Origin of the sequence: Halobacteriovorax sp. DA5 (genome assembly GCF_002903145.1) — a bacterium.
Lineage (GTDB): Bacteria > Bdellovibrionota > Bacteriovoracia > Bacteriovoracales > Bacteriovoracaceae > Halobacteriovorax_A.
Window position 1 is genome coordinate 1 of the sequence record NZ_PPDJ01000010.1, and the last position, 11,006, is coordinate 11,006.

The 11,006-nt window shown below is 35.1% G+C and carries 10 protein-coding genes; 4 read left to right on the plus strand and 6 right to left on the minus strand.

Going from position 1 to position 11,006, the window contains the following annotated elements:
* From C0Z22_RS14040 to C0Z22_RS14050, 3 genes are all read right to left on the minus strand, one after another.
* Positions 1 to 401 (minus strand): hypothetical protein (locus tag C0Z22_RS14040; protein ID WP_146037913.1); only part of this gene is annotated, 401 nt, incomplete at its 3' end.
* A gap of 138 nt (positions 402 to 539) precedes the next feature.
* Entirely contained in the window at positions 540 to 1,337 is a 798-nt protein-coding gene (locus C0Z22_RS14045; protein ID WP_103219002.1) for a hypothetical protein, read from the minus strand.
* Positions 1,337 to 1,810, minus strand: coding sequence for a hypothetical protein (locus C0Z22_RS14050; protein WP_103219003.1), 474 nt, complete (start codon positions 1,808 to 1,810; stop codon positions 1,337 to 1,339). Before C0Z22_RS14050 ends, C0Z22_RS14045 begins: the two co-directional genes overlap by 1 nt.
* A 178-nt stretch (positions 1,811 to 1,988) precedes the next feature.
* Between C0Z22_RS14050 and C0Z22_RS14055 the strand changes: the two genes are divergently transcribed.
* Positions 1,989 to 3,368 carry a M48 family metallopeptidase gene (locus C0Z22_RS14055; protein WP_103219004.1) on the plus strand — a complete coding sequence of 460 codons (1,380 nt, stop codon included), beginning with the start codon at positions 1,989 to 1,991 and terminating at the stop codon, positions 3,366 to 3,368.
* A gap of 36 nt (positions 3,369 to 3,404) precedes the next feature.
* Here C0Z22_RS14055 and C0Z22_RS14060 read toward each other — a convergent pair whose 3' ends face one another.
* Entirely contained in the window at positions 3,405 to 6,239 is a 2,835-nt protein-coding gene (locus C0Z22_RS14060) for a hypothetical protein (protein WP_103219005.1), read from the minus strand.
* A gap of 92 nt (positions 6,240 to 6,331) precedes the next feature.
* Here C0Z22_RS14060 and C0Z22_RS14065 point away from each other — a divergent pair, with 92 nt between their 5' ends.
* The 3 genes from C0Z22_RS14065 to C0Z22_RS14075 all read left to right on the plus strand — a co-directional run bounded on the left by C0Z22_RS14065 (position 6,332) and on the right by C0Z22_RS14075 (position 9,700).
* Positions 6,332 to 6,964: an NAD(P)H-binding protein gene (locus C0Z22_RS14065; protein ID WP_103219006.1), complete on the plus strand. Its 633-nt coding sequence runs from the start codon at positions 6,332 to 6,334 to the stop codon at positions 6,962 to 6,964.
* Between the two features lie 167 nt (positions 6,965 to 7,131).
* Complete coding sequence (locus tag C0Z22_RS14070; protein ID WP_158246937.1) at positions 7,132 to 8,991, plus strand: CheR family methyltransferase; 1,860 nt, start codon at positions 7,132 to 7,134, stop codon at positions 8,989 to 8,991.
* A 70-nt stretch (positions 8,992 to 9,061) separates the two neighbouring features.
* Positions 9,062 to 9,700 carry a LysE family translocator gene (locus C0Z22_RS14075; protein WP_233189736.1) on the plus strand — a complete coding sequence of 213 codons (639 nt, stop codon included), beginning with the start codon at positions 9,062 to 9,064 and terminating at the stop codon, positions 9,698 to 9,700.
* Here C0Z22_RS14075 and C0Z22_RS14080 read toward each other — a convergent pair.
* Entirely contained in the window at positions 9,697 to 10,395 is a 699-nt protein-coding gene (locus tag C0Z22_RS14080; protein WP_103219009.1) for a phosphoribosyltransferase, read from the minus strand. The two genes, C0Z22_RS14075 and C0Z22_RS14080, sit on opposite strands and share 4 nt — an antisense overlap.
* 12 nt (positions 10,396 to 10,407) lie before the next feature.
* Positions 10,408 to 10,893, minus strand: coding sequence for a cyclic nucleotide-binding/CBS domain-containing protein (locus tag C0Z22_RS14085; RefSeq protein WP_103219010.1), 486 nt, complete (start codon positions 10,891 to 10,893; stop codon positions 10,408 to 10,410).
* Between the last annotated feature and the right edge of the window lie 113 nt (positions 10,894 to 11,006).

The following is an 11,006-nucleotide window of genomic DNA, read 5'->3' on the forward strand; positions in this document are numbered from 1 at the left end:
TTCGCTAGGATATTTTGATAATCATATGCGACTGGACTTCCAATATCAGTCACATCTGTCACACGAATTACAAGAGTTTGTCCCGATGGTATTTTATCAATAACATCTGCAGTACTCGAATAGAGAGGGGCAAAGGATCCTAGGTTATCAAAGTCCAACTCAACAGTGTAGATTCCATTAGATAGAGGGACGCTATTGATTGTTTGAGTTGCAATTACTGTAGGAAGATCATTTGAATAGTACAGATCAAACTTTAAATTAGGGGTACCTGTAACAGGAGTTCCGTTACTAAGTACAAGTCTGCCTGAGTAACCAAGCTTACTTGTCGAAGCATATAGATTTAAGGATAAGAAGCTTAAACTAAACGCTAAAATGAATGTAAAGATTCTACTAACGTACAACAAAGTTCCCCTGTGTTTACAGTGGCATATCGACATATTATTACGAATAATTAAAGAAATGAAATTTAGGTAGTTAAGTGGGCAATAATTCCAGTTTAGGGTCAAAATGTGCCAATTAAAGGTGGCTGACCCCTTAGATTAAGGGGTCGCATTACAAGGTGGATACATACGAGCAAGCTCTCCAATCGGTCCACCAGTTTGGCTATGATTTGGTCTTAGCTTTTCCCAATAAGAGTTAGTTGGAAAAATTTTACCATTGGCCTTATAGATTCCTTTTTTAGCAAGAAGGATATCGTACATTATATCCATACTACATCTCACTTGGTTTCTTGGCTCTATCGTTGTTTCATATCCAGAAGCAAATTGGCAGTTCTTTCCACGCCAATAACGTGCATCTTTCTTACGATTTAATTGGAAGAGACCAGTTGGGCGATCTGTTGCATCTGGTACGCGTCCTGTGTTTACCTTTGTTGGATCACATGAAGATTCAACTTGAGCGATTGAAGCAAACATCCAAACCCAAAATCTCTTTCTTTGTTCATTATTTAGATTGTACCAATTTGGGCAAGTGTATGGAGCCGCTGTCATTCCTTTGATTTCATCGTAGAGAAACATCTCAGCAGCGCCAGATTCATTTTCAATATACTCTGTAATCATTTGTCCCCAAACACCTTCTTTACCATCTTCAGTAATAAACATTTGGCAGTCTTTATTAAAATACTTTCCATCTCTTCTGTGTTCAGTTGGTAGGGGATCACCCTGAGAAATCGTATTGTCCTCTACCTGACAGTTATGACAGCCACCATCGGGCGGATTTGTGACACTATTAATAACACTATTGAGTTCATTTAAAAAATTAGTCTTACTTGAATTAAGATCAGAACTATAAGAGTTAAAATTTAGAAAGAAAATTGAGAATAGAATTAGAGACTTCATTATTTAGCCTCCTTATTCTTTTGCACTTTTTGATAAACACACTTTATCCCACTTTCTTTAGACTCGTAGGTTAGAGTACCTTCAGTAATCTCTAGGATTTGTGTACTTTTTGAATCTTTTTGTTTTGTTGATTCCTTGCAATCACTCACTTCACTTAATTGAATTACTTTCTTTTTTGTATAAGTGAAGGAAGTACTATATGTACAATCTGATTTTTCAATTTCTTTCTTGTTTGAAAATGGCCCGAAAAAAATTCGTTGACCTATTCTAAGTCCTTTTTTCGGCGACTTTTTATCAATAAATTGAACCTCTGAAGCATCACAGAAATCTGAGTTTCTTACTAAGGTTTTGTATTCTCCAACATGTTTTTTCATCGTAGAAATAAAGTCATTTGCTGATGTGGCCAGTGCCATTGTTGGTAACGCTAAAATTACTACCAGTTTACAGATACTTATAGTGAAATTCTTAATCATAGCTATCCTCTTATTAACTCTCGAATTATACCATTTTATGAGGGTTTAGAGCTCTTGGGAGACAATATTTCCCCATGGAGAATTATTTGGCCTAATTATTGTGTTCATTATTACACACTTAAAGACATACACAGTCTTTCATTGGTAGTAATGCCTATTACAAAAATGGGAGAAAAGTATGAAAAGAATGGTCAATATTGCGACATTAATGACATTAGCACTTCTTGTGTCTTGTAATGCCGAAAAGATATCAAAAGTTAAGTTTGTTCACGCCTTAGAAGGTGAGTCACTTTCAGGTGAAATGAAGATCAATGGTCAGGAATTGAATCTAACTGGTTCAAGTGAAGAGTCATTCGAAGTAAAACCTATGTATCCTAGAAAATTGAATCTTAAACTAGATTATAATCACGGACCAGAGCTTAATAAGTTATCAGCAACTGAAATCAAAATGGAATTTGAAGTACGTAACTACGATTCTGAAAAGGGAAGTGTTGATCTAAGAAAAGCAGGTTCTGTAAAACTTCAAGGTGATAAGCTTAAGCTTACTAATTGTACAAATACAGTTGATTTCAAAGTTAATGGTAATGAGCTTGTTGTCGATATGTCTAAATTTAAAAGTCTAGCTTCATGTAAGGCCGTTGGAAAGTACAAAAACTATAATCGTATTGGTGAAGAAGGTCGTCTACATAATGGTTTTGGACGTAACTTTTTTAAATTTGCCACAGATACTCAGTTTGGAAAAGAAGCTGCTTATGAAATCGTAAATAACTTCTCTAATTATATCTATCAAGATGGAGAAATGGCCGAGTACTTAAAGACAATGATTACGAAGATTGCTAAAGCATCAGATATGCCAGATGTAGAACCTAAGGTTTTCTTCATTAATGCTCCAATTGAAAATGCTTTTGCTCTTCCAGGTGGATACGTATTTGTTTTTAGAGGTCTAGTTGATTCTCTAAAAACTGAAGCTGAGTTAGCTGGTGTATTAGGACACGAATGGGCACACGTTACTGAAAGACACGGTACAGAGTCTGTGACAAGAAACTTAAAGTCTATTGCTACAAAGTTTGTTGGAGCTGGTTTTGTTTGGGCCAACTTTGGGATTCTAGGTGGTGCAGCTACTTATTATGTATACGATAAATTAGAAGATATTCCACTTATGGGATTTAGCCGTATTCAAGAGCTTGAAGCTGATAAGCTAGGTGTTCAGTATGCATATAAAGCAGGATATTCACCTTACGGACTTGGAAAGTACTTTTCGTCGGTACCTGATTATGATGAAACTTTCTTTCAAGCAATTACTTCAAGTCACCCTAAGTCATCTACTCGCGTGGAAAAAATTGAAGAGTTAATCTTTAATTATATCCCATATGATACATCGCTTGTCGTAACAAGTGATGAGTATGAAGCAGCGAAGGAGTCAATTGATGATCTTCAGGCGATGCCTCCATATGTTGTAAGACAACTTATGGTTTCAATGGGTGCACTTGTTGAATCAAGTATCAAAAAGAGTGTTCGTAAAAAACTTAAGCTAGATCACAAATTAGAAGAAAGATAACAAAAAGAAGGCCCTCATATGAGGGCCTTTTTTTTTCTAGTATGTAATTCCAATACCTAAAAATACTTCACTTTCATTTTCTTCTGTTTCGTGTTTTCTAACAAAACGGTATCCAAAGTCCACGGGAATGGCCCTGAAGATCGATGTGTTAAAGACTAGTTCCGCTCCATAACTACTAATATGAAATCCATTGTCTGCTGATATAGCGTATACTTTAGTGTTATCGTAGAAGAGATTCATATAAATTCGCTTAAAGTAGATGAATGCTGAAATATTATAATCCGGATAGAAAAGTGGAAATAAATAATTAGAAGTGGTTTTTACATATCTCTTCGTTGCGAAATAATTATAACCACGAGAAAAAACGTATCCCATAATTTCTTGCGAAGTTGGCTGAAAGCGATAGCTTGTTCCATCTCCATACTTTTCACCAGTAACAGAAAATTTAAAGCCATTATTATTAAAAAAACCAGGTGTCGTAATTGTAAGATCTCCAAACCAGCGATAATCACCAACTAATCCAGTCGTGTCATCTGTACTTGCATCCTGATACATTCCTAAAAGAGAAAAGCTCCATGGCGAGATAATCGATCTTGCCGTATAGTCTTTATAAAGATCGACTAGTAGTGACGTACTTTGACGAATTAAATCCGATTCTCCTGTTGTGTCAACGTCATTTGAATTGTAATCCTTAGTTTGAACGAACTCAGCACTATAATCTAAAGTTATATTTAAGTTATAGAGATTTTTTCTGAAAACGAATGGTAGTTGTACTTTTGCTCCTACTGCATTTTCATCCCAGCCATAGTCATCATTATCTGTCCCTAGACGACTTACTTCTCGTTCTCTTAAGTCGGCGATTAGGCTGAAAATTGGCCAGTATCTTTTGAAATCAATCTGCAAAGAAGAGTATGGTGTGTTTTCAGCCGCTTCATATCCTAGGTTAACATTCCATCCAAAGTCTCTTAAGTAATTATCTGCCCACAATGACAGTCCATAACCTTGACCAACAAAGAAGCTCCAAGAGTGTGGAGTAAAAGCTCGCCAGTCAAAACCAGAGTAATCTTTTTCTTTGTATAGATTGAAGTTTTTATTTGCTACTTCATCACGGTCTTTAAATTCTATTTTTTCAAAGTTATTTAAGCGATCACTAGGGCTATCTTTGGAATAAAACTTATCAGGATTAATTAAATTATCGATTGGTAATTTCTGACAGTTTGACATCGAAGTATTGCTAATTCTCTTACCATTTATTGTTTGTTCAGAGAATAAAATCTCATCATTTGAAAATGTAGGTGAGTAGGCTGCAATTCTGGAAGTCGTACACTTTTGTAGCTCTTTTGCGTTTATGTTGAATTTGAAAACCTCAACTGAACCATTGTATTGAGCTTCAAATAAAATATTATCTTTGTAATCAGATTGTAGCCAATAGAGATTGTTAAAACTTACTGGAATTAGATTAGTTATATTATTATTTCTTAAATTTGCACGTACGAGACCTTTTCCACCACTGGCCTTTGTCACAAGTGCTATAACTTCATCTTCATTGATTGAAACAGCTTCTAAGAATTTGTATTCATTGCTTTTGATTGTTCTAAGGAGTTTGCCATTTAATTCAAGTTCTTGAACTATCCATTTATTTTTGTCATTAAAGTTAATAGCAATGATCCTTGTACCATCTTCGTTGAAGTGTGGATTATAAAGCCTCATTCCCGAAGTAATATACTTCTTTTGACCATTTTTTAAATCAATTAGGCTTAAATCAGAATAGCTTTTGAACCCATATCGCCAGTGCGGTAAAAAATGAGATTGTACGGCATGATTTTTACTATAGTCTAATCGAGTAATGTCTTCACTGTAGGCTAAATCTGTTAGAACTTCTTTTTTACCATTAGTTTCTTTAATTAAGCGATAGAAGTTATTAAGGTCATACTCTAGATAATATAGATCAGCGCCATTTTTGTATTGATTAGTCTTAATATTAAAATCTGTTATTTTTAATTCTGGAAAGCTGTCCTTTTTCCACTTTTTTCTTAAGTCTTCAAATGCTTCGTAGTAGAAGTCATAAAAGTCGATGCCTGATGCATTTTCAATTGCGCCAACAATTCCGTTTGGATAAGGCCTTGCTGTAACATTGTCCATGACATTATCCCAAAAGTTGTCACCATACTTTTTGTAACCATGAGATATTAGAACGTATCCATAAATATACCAACTCACTAATCTATCATTATATGTTCCATTAACAAATTGATCATATGTTGGTGTTTCGCCTTTAAGTAAAATTGCTTTTAGTCTTGCCATAAAGCGAGAAGAGCGACCTCGTCCTGATTGAGTATATTTTGTTTCAGCATAAACAGCATCACCTTCCATATACCAAGGCTTTCTAGCTAAATAACTTAGAAGTGCTTGCCCAGTATCACCCATAAGTACATCAAACGCCTTTACAGTTTTCTTATTAAAGATATCTTGCTGGATAACGTGGCGATACTCATGAATCGATAAATTTTCATGCCACTCAAGTGTACTTACATGGGCAAAGAAATTTGTTGAATCAAACCACTCTGTACGTCTTGGAGCAAGTGTTACAAATCCATTAGGATCACCCATTTCTGGACGATAGATCAAGCTAACTTGCTCCGGCTTTTTTAGCCCATAAGAAAGTCCTACATATTTTGAGTAGTGCTCCATTAGATTGGCCATATAAATTGCATTCTTCTTAAAACCTTTAGGGTAGATAACTTGCACAAAATCATTCTCTAAAGTTGACCAATCTTGTGGTGGGCTTTGAGTATTTACCCAATTATGTTGGGCCAATGTGTGAAAAGAAGTTGATAATATAAAGGCAATATATAGAACAAACTTTGTCATTAATTGTCTCACTGTGGTTAAAGCTAATTTTGTTTATTAAAATTAAACTTTATTGTAGTGAATATGTAAATGAATTGGTTAGGGAGTATTGAATGAGATTACTAATACTAGGAGCAACAGGCCTTGTGGGCAGTCATGTGTTAAAGCAGGCCATCGAAAGAGATGAAATCGAATATATTGTTGCACCTGTACGTCGAGAAATTAATTCACACACTAAACTATATTCACCCATCATTAATTTTGATCAGGTAACTTCAGCAATGCTTAAAGAGTGGAATGTTGATGTCGTCATATGTGCTCTTGGTACAACAATTAAAGTGGCCGGTAGTAAAGAAGCATTTAAAAAAGTAGATCTTGAGTATCCTCTTACTTTTGCAAGATGTGCAAAGGAAGTTGGAGTTGAAACTTTTGTTTTAAATTCGGCAATGGGAGCGAATGAGAATTCTATTTTCTTTTATAATCAAGTCAAAGGGAATTTGGAAAATGCATTGATGGACTTAAAATTTAAGTCTCTTTGTCTAGTGAGGCCTGGACTCATTGGTGGAGAGAGGAATGAGTTTCGATTAGGGGAGGTTATTGGAAAATGTTTATTGAAAATTTTCCACTATATCCTACCAAAAAGCTTACGTATTAACCCTGCTTCATCAATTGCAAAAGTGATGCTAGAGGCGGCAATAGAGCAAAGAGCGGGGATAAAAATCATGACCTCTGACAGGTTAACGTAAATTGAAAACGACTTTTCAGTACCTTACTAAGCAATCTATAAATTTTGTTCCGATTACTTTTTATCATTTAACTATCTGAAATTATTGTTAAGAAATTATAACAGTTGACGATAAGTCGAGATATAGATTTTTCATCTATTGGGATTTTTTATATTTCGGAGAACTATGTGAACCAAGCTTTTAAGAAAGGTATTGAGTGGGATATTATCAGTCTTGCTAATTATGTGTCAGAAATTGTTTCAAAAGAAAGTGGCAATATTCTAGGACCGGCACAACAGTCGATGGTAACAAGTCGTCTTAAGAAGAGAATGATGACCTTAGGTTGCTCGACTCCGGAAGATTATTATAGTTATTTAACAAAAAATTATGCAAAAGAATCATCGCATTTAATTTCAATGCTAACGACTCACCATACTTACTTCTTTAGAGAGTTTTCTCACTTTGAATATTTATTAAAGAATCTTGATAGTATTGTTGCGAATGCAAAGAAGCGTGGCGATTCTACGATAAGAATTCTTTCGGCAGCTTGTAGTCGTGGACAAGAAGTTTACTCACTTGGAATGTTCTTTCATCATCATTTAAAAAACTATCCTGGGATGCGTTTCGAAATAGTTGGAACTGATATTGATCCTGAAAGTGTTAAGATTGCAAAGAATGGTGTTTACCGTTATCGTGAAATAAAATCAATCCCAACTGTATACTTAACTGGTAACTGGATGCGTGGCTCTGGTGAAATTTCAAAATTTGCTAAAGTTAATGCAAATATTAAAGATAACTGTCAGTTTGGTGTTATGAATTTACTTGCACCAGAAAAGTTTCTAGGTAGTAAAAAATTTGATATTATTTTTTGTCGTAACGTTTTCATCTACTTTGATCAAAAATCTATTGAAAATATCGTAATGAATTTCAAAAAATATCTACATAAAGATGCGCTATTTGTTACTGGAATAAGTGAGTCGCTGAAGGGGACGAGTTTAAAGGTTCAGACACTTGCTCCAAGTGTATATTGCCTAGACCCGGAAGCACCTAAGGCTGAAAGAAATCTTAGTCTTGTTAAAGATGGTGTTGCACCACTTTCGAGACCTGCTATTAGACCAATTTCAAGTCTACCTTCGATACCTAAACCTATTCGTATGCTAATAGTTGATGATAGTTCTTCTGTTGTAAAACTACTAACTAAGATATTTGAAAAAGATGAGGACTTCGAAGTTGTTGGAAGTGCGGCCAATGGTGTTGAGGCCCAGGAGTTCCTAAAAACTAATAGAGTCGATGCGATGACTCTTGATATTCATATGCCAGAAATGGATGGAGTTGAGTATCTGAAAAAGAATTATCGTATGGGACATCCAAATGTAATTGTCGTATCAAGTGCTAGCCGTGAGGATACACGTTATGCTCAAGAAACTCTTAATAATGGAGCATGTGACTTTGTTGAAAAACCAGCTCTAAATAACTTAACTGAAAGAGCAGAAGAGATTAAGAATAAGGTGAAAATGTCTTTCTTAAATGCAGGACCTGCTGTTACAAAAATTGATCGCTCATTCCAGAAAAGTTTTGATATCAAGAATCCAGATACAAAGGCACGTTTCTTTGTTGGAAGCTTTAGTGATAAAAAGAAAATCGTTGCAACACTTGATGAGTTAAGAGGTAATCAACCTCCAACATTCTTATTCTTTGAAGGGAACGGAAACTTCCTTGAAATGATTAGTGAGGAATTTAAGTCTGTTCCAAATATTGAAGTTTTCTCTCAAATGACGACAGTTGTGAACAATGCTGTCTATATTTGTGATTTCAAGTCACACTTTGCTTCTGTAAACGCGAAAACTTCTTCACGAAAGAAGAGCTTATCAGTTTTTGGAATAGTATCAAAACAAGTTGAAAACTCATTTTTTGATTTAAAGAATACTCAAATCCTGATCGAAGATACTGAAAGTATCAATGCTAGTGTTAAGGAAGTAGCTTCAGATATCTTTCCATGGACTAGTTTTGCTCACCTTGGAATAGAGTACCTTGCGGATGATGAATAGTTAAATTATCTATAATCAGTCTCTCTTCATACTTTTTGAAGAGAGATTGAACTTTGTTATTGGAATTCTCGTGGAAAATTCTTTTAGTGCTTTCTTATTTTTGTGTTTTATCTTAACCATTACTCCTGGTTCAGATACAGCCTTAGTTTTGAAAAGTTCAATAAGTGGTAATCGTAAGAATATAATGGCCACTATTTTAGGGATCTGTTCAGGTCTTTTTATTCACGCAGTGATGTCTTCACTGGGACTCTCTGCAATCTTGCAACAATCTGCTGAGCTATTTCACTTTGTGAAAATGATTGGAGCTGCTTATCTCATATACTTAGGTGTGCGTGCATTATATGAAGCATGGTTTAGTGGTAGTAAAACGAACCTCTTTCTCGTTTCGAAAAATGAAAGAAAACAGGTCTCTGTCTCTAGTGAGTTTCGTAGAGGTCTTTTAACGAATATCTTAAATCCAAAAGTTGCAATTTTTTACTTAACTTTCTTACCTCAATTTATTGATATTAATTCTAATCCACTAGTTCAATCAATTGGCCTGTCGTTAGTTCATATTGCCTTAAATTTAATCTGGCTCTTTCTATTTGGATACTTTGTTACTTTCTTTAAGGCACAGTTTGAAAAGGGAAGAACTAAGCGTGTTGTTGAAACACTTAGTGGTTCAGCATTCTTATTCTTTGGTCTCGCTCTAGCAAAAAGTAAAGATTAGCCCTTGGATTTTCTGAACATTCTATCTTGTTCTTGTGCTAGTATTTTTCCTTGATATGTTTCATAGGCTTCTTTTAATAGTTCTCCTGCTCTTGTATTAGAAACTGGTAGAAACTCTAGATAGCACTCACCAACGGAGAGAAAGTTGTGTGGAGTTTCAAGTACAAGAATATCATCTACCAGATTTATAATCTCACTCCAAGATTCTCTAGAACATACAGGTGTTACAACTTCAATTTTATTTGGTGTTTGCTGTTTGATTAATTTGATTGCGGCCTTAACTGTTGCACCTGTTGCGATCCCGTCATCAACAATAAGAATATCTCGACCTGCTAAATTAATTGGCTCTCTCCTTCTTCGTAAAATTTTCGCCTGCTCCAGGGCCTCTCGTCTCTTTTCATTTGTTAATCGACGTAATTGAAGTTCATTAACTCCGAAGTGACTTATTAAATCTCTATTATAGTATGTGTCTCCAGTTTCGGTGACAGCGCCAATAGCTAATTCACTGTTTCTAGGTGCACCAATCTTTTTTACACAAAATACATCAAGAGGAAGACGGTGCCTCATTGCTATTTCGTACGCTACAGGAACACCTCCTCTAGGAAGAGCAATAACTACAGCGTTATTTTTTTCGCGTATCTTATCCTTGAATTCCTCGGCCAATAATGCACCGGCTTCCTTTCGGTTTTTAAACATCTTCGCTTCCTATTACGCAATTTTAACTTGTCGTGTTTCGTCAATTGGACATTGAATTGCCGATTCTTTTTCTATCTCTAATTTAACAATTTGTGAAAGGTCATGGATTTCATTACCAAGTCTTTGAATAATATCGTCCGAAGAAATGATTCCTACTATTTGATCTCTACTGTTTACAACTGGTATGCGCTTTATTCCATTGGCCTGCATCTTTTTTATTGTATCGACAATACTATCCTTCGGTGTGCACAGAACTACATTCTGAGTCATGATCTCACTTACTTTAGAATAAGGTTCAATCTTTCCTTCTTTTCCAAAAGATATGGCAATGTCTCTGTCTGTTAAAATTCCAACGGGAGTATTTTTCTTTCCTGTTATATTATCCACAACAACTATGGCCCCAACGTGCTTTTCATACATCTGTTTGGCCGCATCTTTTAAAGTCGCATTTGAATTTATGATAACAACATCTTTTTGAATGATATCTTTAATCGCCATTATTTATCTCCTGATAAGCTTTTCTTTCAAGTTGATTATAAGAGGAGTTATCAGCAGATAAGATTTAATTATTTTTAAAGAAAGGTTTTGAGGCTCTTCACACTTGAAGGTGT

Bases quoted from the DNA above. Each gene is read 5' to 3' on its own strand.
- C0Z22_RS14050 (WP_103219003.1), bottom strand. From the start codon at position 1,810: ATGATTAAGAATTTCACTATAAGTATCTGTAAACTGGTAGTAATTTTA.
- C0Z22_RS14085 (WP_103219010.1), bottom strand. From the start codon at position 10,893: ATGGCGATTAAAGATATCATTCAAAAAGATGTTGTTATCATAAATTCA.
- C0Z22_RS14055 (WP_103219004.1), top strand. From the start codon at position 1,989: ATGAAAAGAATGGTCAATATTGCGACATTAATGACATTAGCACTTCTT.
- C0Z22_RS14065 (WP_103219006.1), top strand. From the start codon at position 6,332: ATGAGATTACTAATACTAGGAGCAACAGGCCTTGTGGGCAGTCATGTG.
- C0Z22_RS14080 (WP_103219009.1), bottom strand. From the start codon at position 10,395: ATGTTTAAAAACCGAAAGGAAGCCGGTGCATTATTGGCCGAGGAATTC.
- C0Z22_RS14060 (WP_103219005.1), bottom strand. From the start codon at position 6,239: ATGACAAAGTTTGTTCTATATATTGCCTTTATATTATCAACTTCTTTT.
- C0Z22_RS14045 (WP_103219002.1), bottom strand. From the start codon at position 1,337: ATGAAGTCTCTAATTCTATTCTCAATTTTCTTTCTAAATTTTAACTCT.